This is a genomic window from Solirubrobacter ginsenosidimutans (assembly GCF_027587205.1).
This window is the reverse complement of the sequence record NZ_JAPDOD010000063.1, coordinates 1-17,524: the sequence shown is the minus strand read 5'-3', so window position 1 is coordinate 17,524 and position 17,524 is coordinate 1. Positions and strand designations below refer to the sequence as shown.

General features: G+C 70.2%; 22 protein-coding genes. 14 read left to right on the top strand and 8 right to left on the bottom strand.

Annotation, left to right across the window (positions count from 1 at the left end; all coding sequences use genetic code 11):
• Nucleotides 1–852, bottom strand: coding sequence for a non-homologous end joining protein Ku (ku, locus tag OM076_RS38900; protein WP_270045581.1), 852 nt, complete (start codon nucleotides 850–852; stop codon nucleotides 1–3).
• A 36-nt stretch (nucleotides 853–888) separates the two neighbouring features.
• Between ku and OM076_RS38895 the strand changes: the two genes are divergently transcribed.
• Nucleotides 889–1,335 (top strand): hypothetical protein, encoded by a 447-nt coding sequence (locus OM076_RS38895; protein ID WP_270045580.1) that lies wholly within the window; start codon nucleotides 889–891, stop codon nucleotides 1,333–1,335.
• On the opposite strand, the gene ligD is transcribed toward OM076_RS38895, so the two are convergent.
• Complete coding sequence (gene ligD / locus OM076_RS38890) at nucleotides 1,332–2,759, bottom strand: non-homologous end-joining DNA ligase (protein WP_270045579.1); 1,428 nt, start codon at nucleotides 2,757–2,759, stop codon at nucleotides 1,332–1,334. The genes OM076_RS38895 and ligD overlap by 4 nt on opposite strands.
• A 64-nt stretch (nucleotides 2,760–2,823) precedes the next feature.
• Here ligD and OM076_RS38885 point away from each other — a divergent pair, with 64 nt between their 5' ends.
• On the top strand, nucleotides 2,824–3,198 hold the full coding sequence (locus tag OM076_RS38885; protein ID WP_270045578.1) for an STAS domain-containing protein: 375 nt from the start codon (nucleotides 2,824–2,826) through the stop codon (nucleotides 3,196–3,198).
• Nucleotides 3,195–3,686 (top strand): ATP-binding protein, encoded by a 492-nt coding sequence (locus OM076_RS38880; protein WP_270045577.1) that lies wholly within the window; start codon nucleotides 3,195–3,197, stop codon nucleotides 3,684–3,686. Before OM076_RS38885 ends, OM076_RS38880 begins: the two co-directional genes overlap by 4 nt.
• Before the next feature lie 320 nt (nucleotides 3,687–4,006).
• Here the strand turns inward: OM076_RS38880 and OM076_RS38875 are convergent, their stop codons facing one another.
• On the bottom strand, nucleotides 4,007–5,065 hold the full coding sequence (locus OM076_RS38875) for a sigma-70 family RNA polymerase sigma factor (protein ID WP_270045576.1): 1,059 nt from the start codon (nucleotides 5,063–5,065) through the stop codon (nucleotides 4,007–4,009).
• A gap of 172 nt (nucleotides 5,066–5,237) precedes the next feature.
• Between OM076_RS38875 and OM076_RS38870 the strand changes: the two genes are divergently transcribed.
• The 3 genes from OM076_RS38870 (at nucleotide 5,238) to OM076_RS38860 (ending at nucleotide 8,584) form a co-directional block, all read left to right on the top strand.
• Nucleotides 5,238–6,116 (top strand): Crp/Fnr family transcriptional regulator, encoded by an 879-nt coding sequence (locus OM076_RS38870; protein ID WP_270045575.1) that lies wholly within the window; start codon nucleotides 5,238–5,240, stop codon nucleotides 6,114–6,116.
• 45 nt (nucleotides 6,117–6,161) lie between these two features.
• Complete coding sequence (locus OM076_RS38865; protein ID WP_270045574.1) at nucleotides 6,162–8,054, top strand: SpoIIE family protein phosphatase; 1,893 nt, start codon at nucleotides 6,162–6,164, stop codon at nucleotides 8,052–8,054.
• A 146-nt stretch (nucleotides 8,055–8,200) separates the two neighbouring features.
• Nucleotides 8,201–8,584, top strand: a complete 384-nt coding sequence (locus OM076_RS38860) for an ATP-binding protein (protein WP_270045573.1) — start codon at nucleotides 8,201–8,203, stop codon at nucleotides 8,582–8,584.
• A 5-nt stretch (nucleotides 8,585–8,589) separates the two neighbouring features.
• On the opposite strand, the gene OM076_RS38855 is transcribed toward OM076_RS38860, so the two are convergent.
• Complete coding sequence (locus tag OM076_RS38855; protein ID WP_270045572.1) at nucleotides 8,590–9,372, bottom strand: SigB/SigF/SigG family RNA polymerase sigma factor; 783 nt, start codon at nucleotides 9,370–9,372, stop codon at nucleotides 8,590–8,592.
• Nucleotides 9,373–10,074: 702 nt separating this feature from the next.
• On the opposite strand from OM076_RS38855, the gene OM076_RS38850 reads away from it, so the two are divergent.
• The 5 genes from OM076_RS38850 to OM076_RS38830 are packed head-to-tail and all read left to right on the top strand — an operon-like array spanning nucleotide 10,075 to nucleotide 12,654.
• Complete coding sequence (locus OM076_RS38850) at nucleotides 10,075–10,488, top strand: ATP-binding protein (protein WP_270045571.1); 414 nt, start codon at nucleotides 10,075–10,077, stop codon at nucleotides 10,486–10,488.
• Entirely contained in the window at nucleotides 10,488–10,892 is a 405-nt protein-coding gene (locus OM076_RS38845) for a hypothetical protein (protein ID WP_270045570.1), read from the top strand. Before OM076_RS38850 ends, OM076_RS38845 begins: the two co-directional genes overlap by 1 nt.
• A gap of 54 nt (nucleotides 10,893–10,946) precedes the next feature.
• Entirely contained in the window at nucleotides 10,947–11,300 is a 354-nt protein-coding gene (locus OM076_RS38840) for an STAS domain-containing protein (RefSeq protein ID WP_270045569.1), read from the top strand.
• 16 nt (nucleotides 11,301–11,316) lie between these two features.
• Nucleotides 11,317–12,201, top strand: coding sequence for a hypothetical protein (locus tag OM076_RS38835; protein ID WP_270045568.1), 885 nt, complete (start codon nucleotides 11,317–11,319; stop codon nucleotides 12,199–12,201).
• A gap of 27 nt (nucleotides 12,202–12,228) precedes the next feature.
• Entirely contained in the window at nucleotides 12,229–12,654 is a 426-nt protein-coding gene (locus OM076_RS38830) for a BON domain-containing protein (protein ID WP_270045567.1), read from the top strand.
• Nucleotides 12,655–12,663: 9 nt separating this feature from the next.
• Here the strand turns inward: OM076_RS38830 and OM076_RS38825 are convergent, their stop codons facing one another.
• Nucleotides 12,664–12,990, bottom strand: a complete 327-nt coding sequence (locus tag OM076_RS38825; protein WP_270045566.1) for a pirin family protein — start codon at nucleotides 12,988–12,990, stop codon at nucleotides 12,664–12,666.
• An 11-nt stretch (nucleotides 12,991–13,001) separates the two neighbouring features.
• Nucleotides 13,002–13,814, bottom strand: a complete 813-nt coding sequence (locus OM076_RS38820) for a SigB/SigF/SigG family RNA polymerase sigma factor (RefSeq protein WP_270045565.1) — start codon at nucleotides 13,812–13,814, stop codon at nucleotides 13,002–13,004.
• 111 nt (nucleotides 13,815–13,925) lie between these two features.
• On the opposite strand from OM076_RS38820, the gene OM076_RS38815 reads away from it, so the two are divergent.
• Nucleotides 13,926–14,540: an ANTAR domain-containing response regulator gene (locus OM076_RS38815; protein ID WP_270045564.1), complete on the top strand. Its 615-nt coding sequence runs from the start codon at nucleotides 13,926–13,928 to the stop codon at nucleotides 14,538–14,540.
• On the opposite strand, the gene OM076_RS38810 is transcribed toward OM076_RS38815, so the two are convergent.
• Nucleotides 14,529–15,287, bottom strand: a complete 759-nt coding sequence (locus tag OM076_RS38810) for an inositol monophosphatase family protein (RefSeq protein ID WP_270045563.1) — start codon at nucleotides 15,285–15,287, stop codon at nucleotides 14,529–14,531. The genes OM076_RS38815 and OM076_RS38810 overlap by 12 nt on opposite strands.
• A gap of 46 nt (nucleotides 15,288–15,333) precedes the next feature.
• Here OM076_RS38810 and OM076_RS38805 point away from each other — a divergent pair, with 46 nt between their 5' ends.
• A complete protein-coding gene (locus tag OM076_RS38805) occupies nucleotides 15,334–15,507 on the top strand; it encodes a hypothetical protein (RefSeq protein WP_270045562.1) in 174 nt (57 codons plus the stop codon).
• Nucleotides 15,483–16,451 carry a YihY/virulence factor BrkB family protein gene (locus OM076_RS38800; protein ID WP_270045561.1) on the top strand — a complete coding sequence of 323 codons (969 nt, stop codon included), beginning with the start codon at nucleotides 15,483–15,485 and terminating at the stop codon, nucleotides 16,449–16,451. The genes OM076_RS38805 and OM076_RS38800 overlap by 25 nt, the downstream gene beginning before the upstream one ends.
• On the opposite strand, the gene OM076_RS38795 is transcribed toward OM076_RS38800, so the two are convergent.
• Nucleotides 16,378–17,524 (bottom strand): RecB family exonuclease (locus tag OM076_RS38795; protein ID WP_270045560.1); only part of this gene is annotated, 1,147 nt, incomplete at its 5' end. The genes OM076_RS38800 and OM076_RS38795 overlap by 74 nt on opposite strands.

Below are 17,524 nucleotides of genomic sequence, written 5' to 3'. Positions count from 1 at the left end.
CTAGGAGACCTTCTCGCGCTCCGAAGACGACTTGGCGCTCTTGCGCTTGGGCTTGTCGTCGTCATCGGTGCGGACCGCGGCGAGGCTCGCCTCGAGCGCGGCCATGAGGTCGGGCACCTTGGCCGGGGCGGGCGCCTCGGGCGCGGCGGTGATCTCCTCGCCCGCGGCCTTGCGCTCGATCAGCTCGAGCACCTGCTCGCGGTACTGGTCCTTGTACTTCTCGGGCTCGAACTCGCCGCTGAGCGACTCGATCAGCTGCTGCGCCATCGCGACCTCGCGGTCGGAGACCTTCAGCTCATCGGCGGCGGGGAGGCCGTCGAGGTCGTCCTTGGGCACGACCTCGTCGGAGAAGATCATCGTCTCCATCATCAGGACGGAGCCGTCACGGTCCGGCCGGATCGCGACGAGCTGCTCCTTGGAGCGCAGGATCACGCGGGCGATCGCGACGCGGCCCGACTCGCGCATGGCGTTCAGCAGCAGCCCGTAGGCCTTCGCGGCGCCCTTGTCGGGGACGAGGTAGTACGGGTGGTCGTAGTAGACCGGATCGATGTCGGCGAGGTCCACGAAGTCCTCGATGTCGATCGTGCGCGACTTCTCCGGCTCGAGCGTCTCCAGCTCGTCCGGGCTGATCAGGACGTAGTGGTCCTTGGTCAGCTCATAGCCCTTGACGAGGTTCTCGTACGGGACTTCCTCGCCGGTGATCGAGTCCACCCGCTTCTGGGCGATCCGGCTCCCGGTCTCCCCGTTGAGCTGGTGGAACCGCACCGTCTTCTTGGACACCGCGGAGTAGAGCTTGATGGGGACGTTGACGAGTCCGAAGGAGATCGCTCCACTCCACATTGATCGCGCCATCGGTCCATTCTGACGGGTCGAGAGGACGGGTGGCGCATGAAGGCTTGCGGTAGCGGGGACTCGAAAGGAAATATGAACCGGATTTCTGCCTTCATCGTCGTCGTCGCCGTAGCCCTCGTCGCAGCGGGCTGCGGCGGTTCCGATACGGACGAGTTCAACGACGGGGTCAAGAAGGCGCAGCAGCCCATGGACCAGGCCGCGAAGAACGCCGACAACGCCGACCCCGGGCAGATGGATCGGTATGCGCAGGCGATGGACGACACCGTTGCTCGGTTGCGCGAGCTCGATGCGCCCGACGAGGCGCAGGACGAGTACGACGCGTTCATCAAGGAGATCGAAGCCGGCGCGGACGCGGCACGCGACACGAGCTCGGCGGCGAGAAGTGGCGACAAGGAGGCGTTCGCGGAGGCCATCGCGCAATTGGAACAGCACTTCAAAGCGATCAGCGAGAAAGCCGAGGCGGTCGGTACCGCCGTGGGCTAGGGCTCTTCGGGTGCGACGACCTCGGCGGGGTCGATGTCGTCGCGCAGGCCCTTGTAGACAGGGTGACGCAGGGTTCCGGCGTCGGTCATGTCGCCGTAGTCGACGCTGGCGACGAGCGTGGGCTCGATGAAGTGGGTGGCCTTCTCGGGCTGGGTGCCGGTGAACGGGCTCGTCTCGCGCGCGAGCGGGTCCACGATGCCCTGCAGCCGCTTGAGCTCGGCCTCGTTGAAGCCCGTGCCGACCTTGCCCGCGTAGCGCAGCTCGCCGTCGTCGGTGGTGAAGCCGATCACGAGCGCGCCGATCTTGCCCAGGCGGCCCCCGTCGCCGCCCACCCACCCGGCGACGACCACGTCGGTGTTGCGGACGTTCTTGACCTTCACCCAGCCCTGGGAGCGGCGGCCGGGGAGGTACGTGGAGTCGCGGCGCTTGGCGACGAGGCCCTCCAGGCCCTGCGCCTTGGAGGCTTCGAGCAGCGCGGCGCCGTTGCCGACGTGATGCGCCGGCGCCTGCCAGGTCGGCCCGGTCAGCTCGAGCTCGGCGAGGTGCTTGCGCCGCTCGTCGTAGGTCAGCTCCATCAGCGAGTGGCCGTCGAGCCAGAGCAGGTCGAAGATCATGTAGACGACGGGCTCGGACTGGCTCAGGCGCCGGACCATCCCCTCCGAGGTGAGGTGCATGCGCCGCTGCAGGCGCTGGAAGCTCGGGCGGCCATCGGCGTCCAGGGCGACCACCTCGCCGTCGAGGATCGCCTCGTGGGTCCCGAGAGCGCGGCCGAGGGGGCGCAGTTCCGGGTAGCGCGCCGTGATGTTGTTGGCGTTGCGGCTCTCGAGCTTGAGCCGGCCGCCCTCCGCATAGCCGATCGCGCGCACGCCGTCCCACTTGATCTCGTACGCCCAGTTCTCGCCCACGGGCAGCTTGCCGATGCGGGCCAGCATCGGCGCGACCCGCTGCGGCATCGGCTCGGAGTCCGGGTCCTCCGGCGGGTCCATCCGGTGGATCATCCAGTTCTTGCCGCCGGTCTTGAACAGCACGTACTTGCCGCGCACGCGTTCGCCGTGGAAGACGACCATGACCTCGGCGTCGCGCCATTTCTCGACCTCGAACGTGCCGCGATCGAAGATCTTCATCGTGCCCGCGCCGTAGTGGCCGGCGGGGATCTCGCCGTGGAAGTCGAGGTACTCGAGCGGGTGATCCTCGGTCCTCACCGCCAGGTTGTTGCGCTTCGGGTCGGTCGGGATGCCCTTCGGAACCGCCCAGCTGGCCAGCGTTCCCTCGTGCTCGAGGCGCAGGTCCCAGTGCATCGCGCGGGCGGAGTGCTCCTGTACGACGAAGCGCAGCTCGCCCTCGCGCGGGGCCCGCTCTCCCGCCGGTTCGGGGGTCTCATCGAAGTCGCGTTTGGCCCTATAGGCGTCGAGGCCGTCGGCCATCCGTTCACCAATACCCGGTGAGTGACGTTAGTCGACTCGGAAGGTGGGTATCGTGCACGGCCGTATGGATGCCAATCCCATCGTGCTGGACGAGAGCGTCGAAGATGTTGTCGTCGTTGTCGTCGAGGGAGAGCACGACATCTACACCGCGCCGACCCTGCGCGAGCGTCTCGATGAGGCCCTTGGCCGGGGCGGCGGCATCGTCGTCGATCTCACGGCCGCCACCTTCGTCGACTCCTCCGTGCTCGGCGCGCTGCTCGATGCGCGGCGACGCGCGATCGAAGCCGGCCAGGGTTACGTGGTCTGCGTCGGCGACAGCGTGGAGCCGGGGGTCCAGCGGATCCTCGACATCACCGGTCTGGTACCGGTCCTGCCGGTGCTGCAGGGTCGCGAGGAGGCCATCCAGGCCGCCCGCTCCACCAACGGCGCCGGCGAATGACCGTCCCCGCGCCGGAGGTCCTGCTGACCATGCCGGCGCGTCCGGAAGGTGTCGGCGTCGTGCGCCAGGCCCTCGCGGGCATGGCCGACGCCCTGGACTTCGACGCCTCCGTCCTGGCCGACATGAAGATGGCCGTCACCGAGGCGTGCACGAACGTTGTGGTGCATGCTTACGACGAGGACGCGGGCATGCTCGAGGTCGAGATGCTGGCCGACGAGACGGGCCTGACGATCGTGGTCCGCGACCACGGCGCGGGCATCCAGCCGCGCCCGGCGCGCGCCGAACCGCCGGCGCTCGGGCTCGGCCTGCCGCTGATCGCCGCGCTGTCTGACGCGTTCGAGCTCAAGGGCTCGGCGGGGCAGGGCACCGAGGTGCGGATGACCTTCTCTTACGCGCGCACCGGTGACCCGGCGCGGGCGAATCCGGTCACGGGGAACGTCGGCGCCGATGGGCGCTGGGACCCGGACGCGGACGCACCCTCGCCCTAGTCCGCGAGGGACGAACAGGAAGCATTGAGAGAGGGGGCGGTTTCGGTGCGCCCTCCGGGTCTGGCTGCCGCCGTCCGCCCAGTGGCCGATCACCCCGCCCATGGCAACGTGGCGCGTGGGATGGTGAGCGAGCGTCGACTTTCGTGAGCAGAGCGCGAGAAACTCGACGCTCGCGTCGCGAGCGCGAACCGGATCGAGCACACGTTCAGGCCGGTAACCGCGCACGGTCGACCGCGGCGACCGGGCGCCGAGCGGCGGACGACGGCAGGGAGCAACGGAGGGTGCGCCACTCCCCCTCCCTCAATGCATGCTGTTCGTCCCTACGCCGCCTGCCGCAACGCGGCCAACTCGCGCATCCGCCCAAGACGACCCAGCGCCTTGGACTCGATCTGCCGCACCCGCTCAGGCGTGATGCCGAGCTGCCGGCCGATCTCGCGCAGTGGGGTCGGCTCGCCGCCGTCGATGCCGTAGCGCAGCGCCACCACGGTCCGCTCGCGGTCAGGCAATTCCTGGAGCGCCCGCTTGAGCGTCTCCTCACGCAGGGACACGTGGACGACGTCCTCGGGCGCCGGCCCGTCGGACGGCAGGAGGTCGCCGAACGCGGCGTCCTCGCCCTCGCCGAGCGGACGGTCGAGTGAGGTGACGGTGCGCGCGGCGTCGCGCAACGCGGTCAGGTCCTCGACGGTGATCTCGGCCTCTTTGGCGATCTCCTCGTCGGTGGGCGCGCGGTCGAGCTTGAGCGACAGCGCGTTCTCCGCGCGCGCGACCTTGCGTTGCGTGCGCACGAGGTTGATCGGCAGCTTGATCGTGCGGGCCTTGGCGTCCATCCCGCGCTCGACGGCCTGGCGAATCCACCAGGTCGCGTAGGTGGAGAAGCGGTAGCCGCGGCGCCAGTCGAACTTCTCGACCGCGCGGATCAGCCCGAGGATGCCTTCCTGGATCAGATCCAGGAGCGTCAGCTCGGAGCCCTGGTACTTCTTCGCGATCGAGACGACCAGGCGCAGGTTCGCGTTGATCATGCGGTCCTTGGCCCGCAGATCACCGCGTTCGATGCGCTTGGCGAGGTCGATCTCCTCCGCAGGGGTCAGCAGCCGGTGGCGGCCGATCTCGTTGAGGAACAGCTGCAGCGTGTCTGTCGTAACGGTGGCGAATGCGGCATCGTCGATCGGCGACTCCACGGCGTTCTCGCGCGTGCAGTCGTCGCGAAGCTCGATATGGCGGGCATGCAACTGCTCATAGAGGGCGCTGAGTTCCTCGTCCTCGAGCTCCAGGGCCTGAACGAGCTCGTCAACCTCCTTCAGGTCGACGCAGCCGCGTTCCTCCCCTCGGTCGATGAGGGCCGCAAACGGCCCGGTGTACGCGTCACGCTCCTGTGCCATGGCTGCCTTCTTGACTCACCGCTCTAGGGCCTGAATAAACCAGCCAGAAATTGGAGTGCCCTCCGCTTCCCGTTGTTTCCGACCACGTCTGGAATCCGACCTTCACGGGTAGCCCAAGGTCGTGAGAGGAGCTGTGATCCCAATGTCCCGGACGCCTGACATGGTTCGCCTGTTGGACGTAGACCCCGATCTGGGGCTTCTGCTCAACGATTCCAGGCGCGACCAAGCCGAGCGCGAGCTCGTCGTAAGAACCCACAAGCTGCCCGTGGGTCCGTGGGACGTATCCCGCCTCGCGGGAGCGACCGCTGACCACGTGGGGCTTTTGATCATCGACGGCATCCTCTCACGTGAGCTCGTCGTTGCGGACCACGTGAGCGCCGAACTGCTCGGCCCGGGCGATCTCGTTCGCCCGTGGCAGCCCGCCAGCCGGACCGGGCTGCTGCCCGTCGACGCGGTCTGGACCGTGCTCTCGCCGCTGACCGTGGCAGTGCTCGATCGCCGCTTCGCGGCCGAGATGACCCGGTATCCCGAGATCACGGCGTCGCTCTTCGATCGGCTGAGCGAACGCTCGCTGCGGCTGGCGACGACGCAGGCGATCTCCCAGCTCACGCGCGTGGACCGGCGCTTGAAGGCGTTGTTCTGGCACCTCGCCGAGCGCTGGGGCAGGGTCTCCGGCGATGGCGTCATCGTCCCGCTCGCGCTCACCCATCGCATTCTGGGCCAGTTGGTCGGCGCGCGTCGCCCGACCGTCTCGACGGCGTTGTCCGAGCTCGCCGAACGAGAAGAGCTGACCCGCCGGCCCGACGGCTCGTGGTTGTTGCGCGGTGACCCGCCTGACGCCGAATCATTGGCGCGCAGGCCAGGTCCAGCGGGGCAGTCCGCGCGCCCGCAGGACCTGATGCGCCCAGCGCGGAGGTTCGAGCGCGAACAGTCCGAGCCTGAGGTCGTGACGGCGATCGAGCGGTTGCGCGAGGCGTTGGAGCCGGGACAGCTGCGCGAGCTGCTCGATCGGCGTCGCACCGAGCCCGACGGCGACCCGAACGCCGCCTGATCCGCCTCCCGGTGCGGTGCGGTGAGGCGTAGGCTCCATTAACCGGTGAGTTCGGAGCCTGCCCTCTCCGCAGCATTCGACGTCGAGCCGATCCTCGACGTCCTCCCGGTGCCGACGATCCTCGTCGAGCCCGGCACGGCCCGGATCCTCTACGCCAACGCCGCGGCCCACCGCCTCGCCGGCGGGACGCTCAGGCTGGGGGTGCCCGCAGAGGGATATTCACGCGCGTACGGGCTCTTCGACGCCTCCGGACGCCCGCTCGCGGCCGACGAGATGCCGGCCGTCCGCGTGGCCCGGGGCGAGCGCGTCGAGCATGTCCCGGTCGACTGGGAGACGCCCGACGGGCTGCGGACCGTGGTCGTCTCGGGCTCGATCATCGCGTCCGCCGACGGACGCCGGATCGGCGTGGTGACGTTCGAGGACGTAACCGCCCTGGAGGGTGCGCGGCGCCGGTCCTCGCTGCTCGCCGACGAGTTGCGGGTGATGCTCGACAACGTCGCCGACGCGATCACCGTGCAGTCGCCCGCCCACAAGCTGATCTACGCCAACGAGGCGGCGACGCGCTACTACGGCATCCCGCGCGGCCACGCGCTGGACACGTTCGACGCCGCCTCCTACCTGCGGCGCTTCGACGCGACGGACGAGCTCGGGCGACCGCTGGACCTCGCCCGCCTCCCCGGCCGGCTCGCGCTGGCGGGGCTCAAGCCCGAACCGGTCACGATCCGCTCGCGCGAGCTCGCCACGGGCGAGGTCCGCTGGGCACGGATCAAGGCGACCGCGGTCCATGACCCCGACGGTGGCGTGCGGCTGGCGATCAGCGTCATCGAGGACATCACCGAGCTCAAGCGCTCCGAGGAGGCGCAGCGCTTCCTCGCCGAGGCGTCGCGGCGTCTGAGCGGCTCCTCGCTGGACTACGAGCGCACGCTCGCGGCGGTGACCGAGCTCGCGGTGCCGTTCCTGGCCGACCGCGTCGTCGTCGACCTGGTCGACGATGACGAGGGCGGCGCGACGCCCGAGTCCGAGGAGGTCATGCGGACCGGCGCGGCGTGGCTGGAACCGGCGCGGATGATCGTGCCGATGACCGCGGGGCGCGTGATCGGGACGGTCACGCTGTCGGTCGCCGACCGGGTCTATGACTCCGCGGACGTGCTCGTCGCCGAGGACTTCGGTCTGCGCGCGGGTGCGGCGGTGGAGAACGCGCGGCTCTATCGCGCGGCCTCGCAGATCGCGCGGGCGTTGCAGACCTCGCTGCTCCCGCCCCACCTGCCGAGCGTGCCGGGCGGGCAGCTGGCGGCGGCGTTCCATCCCGCCGGCCTGGGTCTCGAGGTCGGCGGCGACTTCTACGACGTCTTCACCACCGGCGAAGGCCAGTGGTACCTCGTCATCGGCGACGTCTCGGGCAAGGGCGCCGAGGCGGCGGCGGTGACCGCGCTGGCCCGGTACACGCTGCGCACCGCGGCCGCGCGCCGGCGCTCACCGGCGGAGATCCTGCGCTGGGTGGGCGAGGCGATGCTCGACCAGGCCGCGGCCGGCGGGCGCTACTGCACGATCGCCTGCGCGCTGGTCGAGCTGGGAACGTCGCCGCCGCGGCTGACCGTGGCCTGCGGCGGCCACCCGCGGCCGGTGCTGCGCCGCGCGGACGGCACCGTCGAGGCCGTGGGCAGCTACGGGACGCTGCTCGGCCTCGTCGCCGACCCGGAACTGCACGACCGCGAGACCGAGCTGCGGCCGGGCGACACGCTGGTGCTCTATACCGACGGGCTCACGGAGGCGGGCGCTCCGCGGGCGACGTGGGGCTTCCCCGAGCTCGAAGCCGCGGTGCGCGCCGCGCCCGTCGACGGACCGGAGAGCCTGGTCACGAGCCTCGTGGCGACCGCGCTCGGAGATCGCGCCAGCCCGCGCGACGATCTCGCGATCCTCGCCCTGAAGCTGCTCTAGTCCGTCGTCGTTGTCGTCCTGACCTCCGCCGTCGGCCACGGCGCCTGTCTGCTGCGGCAATCCCTTCGCAGGCGTATCATCGCGGGTGGGCGGCTGCTCCTCGGGATAACCGATAGGTCAACCACGCCCGTCGGGCGTGATCTCCGATGCAGTTCAGCTTCCAGTTCCCACCCGCCGATGACGCGCCCGCGCAGGCCCGCGCGGCGCTTGAGGTGTTCGATCAGATCCTCTCGCCCGAGGTGCTGGAGGACGTGCAGCTGGTCGTCTCCGAGCTGGTGACCAACTCGGTGAAGTTCGGCCCCAAGCGGCCGATCACGCTGGCGCTGTCGGTCAGCACCGAGGGCATCGTCAGCGGCGAGGTGATCGACCAGGGCGACGGCGAGCGCGCGAAGATCGAGATGACGCCCGAGCCGACCGTCGAGGGCGGCTGGGGGCTGCACCTCGTCGACCAGGTCGCGACGAAGTGGGGCGTGCGCGAGGGCTCGACCCACGTGTGGTTCGAGATCGGCCCCCGCCGCCGGGCGAGATAAGCCGGCTAGCCGGAGTGCTCGGCGACCGTTCGCAGCCGCTCGAGCGCCCGCCGGATCAAGCGGGAGACGTGCATCTGCGAGACACCCACCCGCTCGGCGATCTCCGCCTGCGTCATGTCCTCCACGAAGCGGAGGTGCAGGACGATGCGGTCGCGCGGCGGGAGCGCCTGCAGCGTCGGCGCGATCGTGGCCCCGTACTCGACGAGTTCGAAGCGCTCGTCCTCGACGCCGATCGACTCGGCGTAGGTCTCACCGTCACCCTCGTCGCCGAAGCGGTAGGACTCAAGCGACACGGCGTCGTAGGCCGACGCCGCCTCCATCGCCTCGAGCACCTGCTCGGTCGTGAGGCCCGTGTGCGCGCTCACCTCGGCGGCGGACGGCGAGCGCCCGAGCCGGCGGGAGAGGTCCTTCATCGCGTTGTCGACCTGCATCACGCGCTCCTGCATCCCGCGCGGGACGTGCACCGCCCACCCGTTGTCGCGGAAATAGCGCTTGAGCTCGCCGAGCATCGTCGGCACCGCGTATGACGAGAACGCGGTCTCGCGCGCGGGATCGAAGCGGTCGATGGCCTTGATCAGCCCGAGTGTCGCGACCTGCACGAGGTCGTCGAGCGGCTCGTCCGAGCGCCGGTACCGGCGCGCCATGCGACGCGCGAGCGGAAGGAGCCGCTGGACCAGCTGTTCCCGCGCCGCCTGGTCACCGTGGCGGTGATAGCGGATCAGCAGGCGACGGTCCTCTTCTGACCGACTTGGACCGTCCTCGGGGCGTCCCGCAGGGACGGAGGTCATCGCGACAGCCTTCTCCTCTCGAGCCGCGACGCTTCGACCGGACGGGGGTCCGGAGGCTGCGACCGGCGAGGTAGCTTCGAGAGTATCCATAGCAGCGTCCGGTAGTGGTTTGAGCCGGACGCCTCCCGTGCCGGCCTCGGGGGCTCAGTAACCGTCCCGCGCTGCGTTCAAACCCGCAGAACGGTTTCATCGACGTTGCGGTGCTCTCGCCGCGCGAAACGTCTCCGCTCTGACGTTCTGGACGCTTTCAGGGGATATTGAGTTCGTGTTGGTTTGGAACGCAGAGTTGGCGGAGATATACGTGATGTCGCGCCGAACGGATGCCCTCCACTCTCCGGCTAGCGCGTCAAACCCTCCTCCTCAGTGAACGGGGCGCCTGGACCGGGCGCCCCGTTTGCGTTAAGGCCGCCCGCGGGCGGGTAGCCGAACACCTGATGACCCCAGATCCCCGTCCACCGATGCCAGGCCCCGATCCGCGGCCTCCGGTTCCGACCCCGGACCCGATGCCCTTGCCGCCGGATCCGAATCCGCGGCCCATCTGAGTGGCCGCTCGATGGCACGAGGGACCGCGGTGACGTGTCATGCTTCTTACGGCACCAATCGGGCCCCCGTGACGGTTAGGCTGCACTCCGCGAGGGGTACCAACTCGCCTGAAACCGAATGGGCAGCTACGCACAAACCCAGCTCCGAGCCGTTGCCGACGTGCAGCGGCTAGCCACAGACGTCAAGCTCACGCTCCCGGCCCGTCCGGAGAACGTGTCCGTGATCCGTCACGTGCTGGGGGCGTTCGCCGAGGCGCTGCGGCTCGACGACGAGCTCGTCGAGGACCTGCGCCTCGCGGTGACCGAGGCCTGTACAAATGTCGTACGCCATGCCTATCCAGCTGATCAAGCCGGCCCGGTCGAGATCTCGATCCAGCCGTTGGAGGAACACGTGAGCGTGATCGTGTCCGATCACGGGAGGGGCATCGGGACCAGCTCCGACACGACCGGGCCCGGTCTCGGCCTGCCGCTGATCGCGGCCATCGCCGATGCTGTCGACCTCCAGTCCGTCCCGGGCGGGGGCAGTCGTGTCGCCATGACGTTCTCCCGGCAGCGCCGTGGGGACGTCGCGTGATGGCGCACCCTGAGGGCGTCGACGCGCCGACGACCGTCTCGATCGCCGCCGGCCCGCTCGTGGGGCCGATCCTCCGCCGTGTCGTGGGGATGCTCGCCGCGCGCGCCGATCTCCCGCTCGACCGCCTGGACGACGCCGTCCTGGTCGCGGACCTGATCGCCGCCCGCGCGCCCGCGCACGTGCTGCACGGAACCGTCGACGTCGCGTTCGAGCCGGGTCCGCGCACGCTGTCGCTGCGCGTGGGCCCGCTGCGCCCCGGCGGTGGCGACGCGCTCGTGATCGACGCCGCGGTTCCGGGCGTGGGCAACGTGATCGAGCAGCTCGCCGACGAGCTACGCGTCGCACCAGAAGGTGAGCGCGAGTTCCTCCACGTCCGGCTGGAATACGCCGGTGCGCCGAACTAGACGTTTCGGCTGGATTCAAATTGGCCGTTGCGGGGGATGACCCTCGCGATGGCCATGGCTTTTTCAATTGAGGACCGGGTCGTGGACGATGAGACCCACGTCGTCGCAGTCACCGGGGAGATCGATCTCTTCACCGCCCCGGAGTTCAAACAGCGCGTCTCCGCACCGATCGATGCGGGCCGGACCCACGTGATCGTCGACCTGACGGAGACGTCGTTCATCGACTCCTCGTCGCTCGGGGTGCTGATCGGCGCCCACCGGCGGCTGCGGCGCCTGGAGGGGTCGCTCGTGATCGTCTGCTCCAACGACGCGATCGTCAAGACGTTCCGGATCACCGGGCTCGACAGCGTGTTCACGATCGTCTCCACGCTCGACGAGGCATTCGACGGCAATGCGGTGGGTGCTTAGCTAGCCTCCGGGAGCCGTGAGCACCGGCTCCCCCTCGCAAGACGCTCAGCACGACTTCAGCCGCGCCCGGCGCGCGCGGTTGCTGTCCGACGTCGCCCGGCGCCTGCGCGGCGAGCCCGACGACGTGGCGATGATCCTCCCGTTCGAGGAGGTCGTCGACGCGCTGGGGCGGGTCGGACAGGTCGATCGCGGCCTGCAGGTCGTCCAACTCGACGACATCGTCGGGACGGTCGACCGGGCCGCCGACTTCGACCGCGGCTTCCGCCCCACCACGCAGCGGCTGCGGTCGCGCTGGGAGCGGATCGCGGCCGCCCAGCGTCGCGGCGAGGCGATGCCGCCCGTCTCGCTCTTCAAGGTCGGCGACCTCTACTTCGTGCGCGACGGGCACCACCGCGTCTCGGTGGCCAAGTCCCAGGGCCGCGACGACATCGACGCCTACGTGACCGAGGTCACGACCAAGCTCAAGCTCTCGCACGACCTGCGCGTCTCCGAACTTCCGTTGAAGGACCACGAGCGGCTGTTCCGCGAGCGGGTGCCGCTGACGCCGCAGCAACGCGCGCGGATCTCCCTCTCCGATCCCTGGGATTTCGGCTGGCTGGCCGAGATGGTCGAGGCGTGGGGCTTCCGGATGATGCAGGAGCGCGGCCATTTCGCTGACCGCTACGAGGTCGCCAACCTCTGGTTCGAGCAGGAGTACGCGCCCGTCTCGGACATGCTCTCCGAGGGCGGGCTGACCGAGCCCGAGGAGACCGAGGCCGAGGCGTACATGCGCCTCGCGGGCCAGCGCTACCTGCTGTTGCGCACGCACGAGTGGTCCGACGAGATCGTCAATCGCCTGCGACGCGGCAACGACAAGAAGCGCCGGCGCCTGCCGCGGCGACGCCGGCGTGCGCGTTACTGACCCGCCCGCTTGGGTAGCCGAGTCGGTATGCGAACTGTCTTCTCCTTTGCGCTTGGCGCGGCCGCCGGAGCCGCAGCCGCGCGGCTCCTCACCCCCAGCAACGGCCGCAAGGCCGCGTCGGCGGCCTCCACCGTCGCCTCAGCCGCCTCCACGCAGGCGCACCACTCCGCCAACGCGATGAAGGGCGCCGCCCACGCCGTGACGCCCCATCGCCACGAGTGGATGGACGACATGACGCTCGCCGACCGCGTGCGCTCCGAGATCTTCCGCGACCACGAGGCGCCCAAGGGCGGCGTGTCGGTCGACGTCCAGTCCGGCGTCGCCTACCTGCGCGGCGAGGTGCCGGACGAGCAGTGGGTCGAGCGCTTCGGCAAGGCCGCGCGCAAGGTCACCGGCATCGACGGCGTCAAGAACCTCCTGCACACGCCGGGCACCCCGGCCCCGAGCGCCTAGTTCTTCACCTCACTTCACTTCATCGCGCGCGCCCGGGTGGCCGTTCCCGGGCCATGGCGCGAGCACGATGAGCAGCCGCGCGTCCGAGATCGCCTTGGCCGCGTGGCGCTCGTTGGGATCGAAGACGGCGGCGCTGCCGGCGGCGCCGGTCTGCCCGCCGAGCTCGACCTCCCCGTCGATCACCACGACGTAGGCGCGCTCGTGCACCTGGTGGTCCTGGAGCTCCTCCCCGGCCGGGAGGTTGATCAGGATCGACCGCGCTTCACCGCGCGCGGAGTGCAGGATCTTCGGCTGGTGCGGCTCGACTTCGAGGGTGCGCAGGTCCCAGTGCTCCATGGAGCGGCAGACTACGCCTGTTGGGCCTCTTCGCGGAGTCGCCCGATCGCCTGGCGGATGATCCGCGAGACATGCATCTGGCTGACGCCGATCCGCTCACCGATCTCCGCCTGCGTCAGATCCTCCGAGAACCGCAGCCGCAGCACCTCGCGCTCGCGCTCGGTCAGGACCCGCATCAGGTACGCGACGGTGGCCGCGTCCTCCGCCTCGCTGAAGCCCGTGTCCTCGACGCCGAACGACGCGCCGATCCCGTCACCGCTTTCGTCATCGTCGTCGCGAGGGCGATCGAGCGAGACGGCGCGGTAGGCGCCGGCCGCCTCGCGGGCCTCGAGGACCTGCTCGGTCGTCACGTCGAGGCGCTTGGCGAGCTCCGCCAGCGTCGGCATCCGCCCGAGCTCGCGCGACAGGGCTTCGGTCGTCGGCTCCAGCCGCACCGTGAGCTCCTGGAGGTCGCGCGGGACGCGCACCGACCAGCCCTTGTCGCGGAAGTGGCGCTTGAGCTCGCCGAGGATCGTCGGGACGGCGAAGCTCGAGAACGCGGTCGTGCGGGTCGGGTCGAAGCGATCGATCGCCTTCAGCAGGCCCAGCGACGCCACCTGGGTCAGGTCGTCGAGCGCTTCGCCGCCGCGGTGGTAGCGGCGCGCAAGTTGGCGCGCGAGCGGCAGGAAGCGCTGGACCAGCTGCTCGCGGGCCTGCTGATCCCCCGCGTGGGCACGCGTCAGCAGGTGGCGATCCGCTCGTGTCCGCGCGTCGCGGCCATCTGAGTCGGGAGGATATGCTCGCGGCGCGCTCGCGCCTGACGCAGGGTGTTCCAGATGCTCCAAGTTGTCCGGCTCTCGCGTTCGTCAGAAGGATTCGCGCCAGTGGTCTGGGGCGCGGTTCCATCCGGCGGGGGGCTGGGCCGGGACGGTTTCAGTGTAGAGGAGGTTCAGAAGATGACCAACACACCTGGCACGACGAATCTCCGCATCCTCTTGGCCAACGACGACGAGGACGAGCTGCGTGAACTCGCGCAGGTGCTCGAGTCGCTCGGGCACGAGGTGACCCCGTTCGCGGTCACGGTCAGCGAGGCGATCGAGCTGATCGCCCGCGAGGACCCGGACCTCGCCTTCGTGATCTTCGACGGCGACGACGCGCACGGCCTGGCGCTGATCTCCGAGACGGTCGAGTTCGCGTCGGGACCAGTGCTGGTCACGGTGCGCGAAGCCGAGAGCCAGCGAACCGTCGCCCAGGCCGCGGAGATGGGGATCGCGGGCTACGTGGACTCCTGGGCTCCGGACGACGTCCAGGGCGCCATCAACGTCGCGATGGCGCGTCATCGCGAGGAGCGGCGGCTGCTGGAGAAGGTCGATCAGCTCGAGTCCGCCCTGGAGCGGCGGGCGGTGATCGAGCGCGCCAAGGGAATCTTGATGGAGCGTCACTCGGTCGATGACCGGGCGTCGTTCGAGCTGCTGCGCGACCACGCGCGCGGCGGTGGGCGACGCGTGGTCGACGTGGCGCAGAGCGTGCTCGACGGGCACGCCCTGCTCCCATCGCGCTCAAGTCAGTAGCGCGACCAGCTCGTCAACGAGAGCTGTCGAGCCGGCCACGTGCCAGCGCGTCTCGCGCTGGATCGTGACCGCGGTTCCGCCCGCCTCGGTGACCAGCAGTGCGCCCGGGAGCCAGTCCCAGGGGTCGGTGTCGGGCTGGATCCAGCCGTCGAGCCGGCCGGCCGCGACCCAGGCGAGCTCGAGCGACCCGGGGCCGGCGTGGCGGATCAGGCCGGTGCGGTCCAGCAGCCGGTGGCCGACCGCGCGGACACCAGGTTTGACCAGTCGATCCTGGCGCAGGAACAGTGCGACGTGGGCGTGTTGCAGGGTGGGTGCCGCGCGGAGGCTGGAGCGCTCGCCATTGACGAACGCGCCCTCGCCGCGCGAGGCGGTGTGGAGTTCGGTGCCGTCGTAGACCGCGGTCGCCTTCGGACCCTGCTCGTCCTCGATGACGACGGCGCTGCACCAGGTGGCGATCCGCGAGGCGAACGCGACGGTGCCGTCGATGCCGTCGACGTACCAGCGTCGCGCCGTCGCGCCGGTGTGGTCGGAACCCTCTTCGCCGATCACGGCGTCGTCGGGACGGTGGGTCTGCAGGACGGCGACCGCGGCCGCTTCGGCGCGGCCGTCGGCGTCGGTGACGAGGTCGGCGCTGACGCTCTTCGCCCGCGCGCGCAGCGGGCCGTCGCGGGCGGCGCTGGCCGCGGCGAACGCCGCCTTGGCCGCAGCAACCGCGATTGACAGGTCGGATTGATCGCTCGGGGTCATGGGAAGCATGGGAGTACGGTTCGTCGTTCTAGAGAAGGGGCTGGACGTGATCGGAATTCTGATTGCTGTTCTACTTGCGGCACTCGTGTATGCACTCTGCGTTGCCCTTGGCCTTCCGGCGATCGTGGCCATCATCGCCGCGATCCTGGTCCTGCTCGCCGGCATCCCCAGCGGCGGGTACGGCCTCGGTAACCGGTGGGGTGGAAGGCGCGGCGTCTGACACGCTTCTCCGGTAAGGCGGCGGCCGTCACGGACGGCCGCCAAGCCGGGCCGTTTCTCGAGCTCGCTGATTTCAAGCGGGCTTTTTCGCGTTTTCGGGAGGACCAGATCACCGACAACGCGGCTGCACTGACGTACTACTCGCTGTTGTCGTTGTTCCCGGCGCTCCTGTTCTGCGCCGCGCTGCTGGGCACCTTCGGCCAGCAGGGGCTGATCGACCACGCGACGTCGTACCTGCGCGACGCGGGTGCGCCGCAGGACACGGTCGACGCGGTCAAGGGCGCCTTGTCCTCCGCGCAGGACCAGCGTGGCAAGGCCGTCGTCGCCCTGATCATCGGCCTCGTGATCTCTTTGAACGGCGCCTCGGGCGCGTTCGGCGCCGCGGGGCGCGCGCTGAACGTCATCTTCCGCGTCGAAGAGGGTCGCGGCTTCGTCCGGCGCAAGGCGACGGATCTCGCCTGGACCTTGTGCGTGATGGTGCTCGCGCTGATCACCATGGTGCTGATCTTCCTCGGCGGCGGGTTGGCGGCGGACGTGCTCGGCAAGATCGGGCTCGGCGACACCGGGGCGACGATCTGGCTCTACGTGCGCTGGCCCGCGGCGCTGGCCGTGACGATGACGATCTACGCGATCGTCTACTACGCCGCGCCGAACGTCGAAGTGCGGCATTTCCGCTGGATCTCGGCGGGTGCGGTTGTGGGCGTGGTCCTCTGGATCCTGGCGTCGGCGCTCTTCTTCGTCTACGTGTCGAACTTCTCGTCGTACTCGGCGACCTACGGGGCGTTCGCGGGTGCGGTGATCCTGATCGTGTGGCTGTGGGTCACGAACCTCGCGCTGCTCTTCGGGGCGGAGCTGAACGCCGTGATCGACCTCAGGCGGTCCCCGCACCTGTCGGAGACGTATGACGGGCCGGTGCTCCCGGCCAAGGAGCCGGCGGAGGCCTGAGCGTGACGCTCTGCGGGTGGCTGCAGAGCGCGTGGCGGCCGGGGCAGGAGCCGCACAGCTCGCGGTGCGGGGTCTGCGTGACCTCGTAGTGGTGGGTGAGGACGCCGTGGGCGAGGGTTGCGAGCGCGTCCGCCAGGTCAGGCGCGTCCTGGGCGGTGTAGAGCGTGGTGACCGGCTCGTCGGGGGTCTCGAGCAGGCAGTAGGCCACCTCGACCGCGGGGGCGCCGGCTCGTAGCGCGGCGAGCGCGTAGACGAGGCGCTGCGTCTCGTAGTTGCGGGCGATGTAGTCGGCGGCCGTGGTGTCCGGCGGCACGTGGTCGGTCTTGTAGTCGATGACCAGGTGGGTGCCGTCGACCTCTCTGGCGTGCACGTCGATGAATCCGCGCACGAGCGGGCCGGAGCCGTCGGGCTCGAGCGCGAAGGCGAACCAGGCCTCGCGGGTGACGTTGCCGGCGTGGGTGAGGCGCTCGCAGAGCGGGGAGTCGGCGAAGGCCTGGACGAACGCCTTGATGTCGGTCAGCTCGCTTTCGGTCAGCGTGACGCCCTCGTCGTCGGCGAGGGCCCTGATGACGTCGTCGTCCGGGGCCTTGGGCGCGTCGAAGTCGAGGTCCTCAAGGGCCTTGTGGACGATCGAGCCGCGTGTCCTGGGGTCGATGCCGGCGGTGACGACCTCCGGCTCGACCTCGGGCGGCGGCGGCGTGACGTCGGGTAGCCCGAGGACCCGGTTGAGGTAGAAGCGATAGCCGCACCTGCCGTAGTCGGTCAGCTGGGTGTAGCTGAGCCGCTGCGGGGCGGGGCGGGCGCGGGCGGGTCGCGGGGGAACGTAGGCGGGCTTGGCGGGGAGTGCGGTGGTGCCGGCGGCGGCGCGGGCGCGTGGGCTGGGCTCGAGCGCGCGCTCGGGGAGCACGGTGCCGAGCGTGGCGGGCGTGTTCAGGCGCGCCACGACGCGGGCCTGACGGCCGTCCCACTCGCGGGTGACGAGTTCGGCGTCGACGGGCGGAGCATCCGCCCCGGCGGCGCGGGCGCGGCGCGAGCCCGCGGGGCGCGCGCCCGCGACGGCCGCCGCGGCGCTC

Excerpts from the sequence above, each read along its gene's own strand:
- ku (WP_270045581.1), bottom strand. The coding sequence starts at position 852 with ATGGCGCGATCAATGTGGAGTGGAGCGATCTCCTTCGGACTCGTCAAC.
- OM076_RS38895 (WP_270045580.1), top strand. The coding sequence starts at position 889 with ATGAAGGCTTGCGGTAGCGGGGACTCGAAAGGAAATATGAACCGGATT.
- ligD (WP_270045579.1), bottom strand. The coding sequence starts at position 2,759 with ATGGCCGACGGCCTCGACGCCTATAGGGCCAAACGCGACTTCGATGAG.
- OM076_RS38885 (WP_270045578.1), top strand. The coding sequence starts at position 2,824 with ATGGATGCCAATCCCATCGTGCTGGACGAGAGCGTCGAAGATGTTGTC.
- OM076_RS38880 (WP_270045577.1), top strand. The coding sequence starts at position 3,195 with ATGACCGTCCCCGCGCCGGAGGTCCTGCTGACCATGCCGGCGCGTCCG.
- OM076_RS38875 (WP_270045576.1), bottom strand. The coding sequence starts at position 5,065 with ATGGCACAGGAGCGTGACGCGTACACCGGGCCGTTTGCGGCCCTCATC.
- OM076_RS38860 (WP_270045573.1), top strand. The coding sequence starts at position 8,201 with ATGCAGTTCAGCTTCCAGTTCCCACCCGCCGATGACGCGCCCGCGCAG.
- OM076_RS38855 (WP_270045572.1), bottom strand. The coding sequence starts at position 9,372 with ATGACCTCCGTCCCTGCGGGACGCCCCGAGGACGGTCCAAGTCGGTCA.
- OM076_RS38845 (WP_270045570.1), top strand. The coding sequence starts at position 10,488 with ATGGCGCACCCTGAGGGCGTCGACGCGCCGACGACCGTCTCGATCGCC.
- OM076_RS38840 (WP_270045569.1), top strand. The coding sequence starts at position 10,947 with ATGGCTTTTTCAATTGAGGACCGGGTCGTGGACGATGAGACCCACGTC.
- OM076_RS38830 (WP_270045567.1), top strand. The coding sequence starts at position 12,229 with ATGCGAACTGTCTTCTCCTTTGCGCTTGGCGCGGCCGCCGGAGCCGCA.
- OM076_RS38825 (WP_270045566.1), bottom strand. The coding sequence starts at position 12,990 with ATGGAGCACTGGGACCTGCGCACCCTCGAAGTCGAGCCGCACCAGCCG.
- OM076_RS38815 (WP_270045564.1), top strand. The coding sequence starts at position 13,926 with ATGACCAACACACCTGGCACGACGAATCTCCGCATCCTCTTGGCCAAC.
- OM076_RS38810 (WP_270045563.1), bottom strand. The coding sequence starts at position 15,287 with ATGACCCCGAGCGATCAATCCGACCTGTCAATCGCGGTTGCTGCGGCC.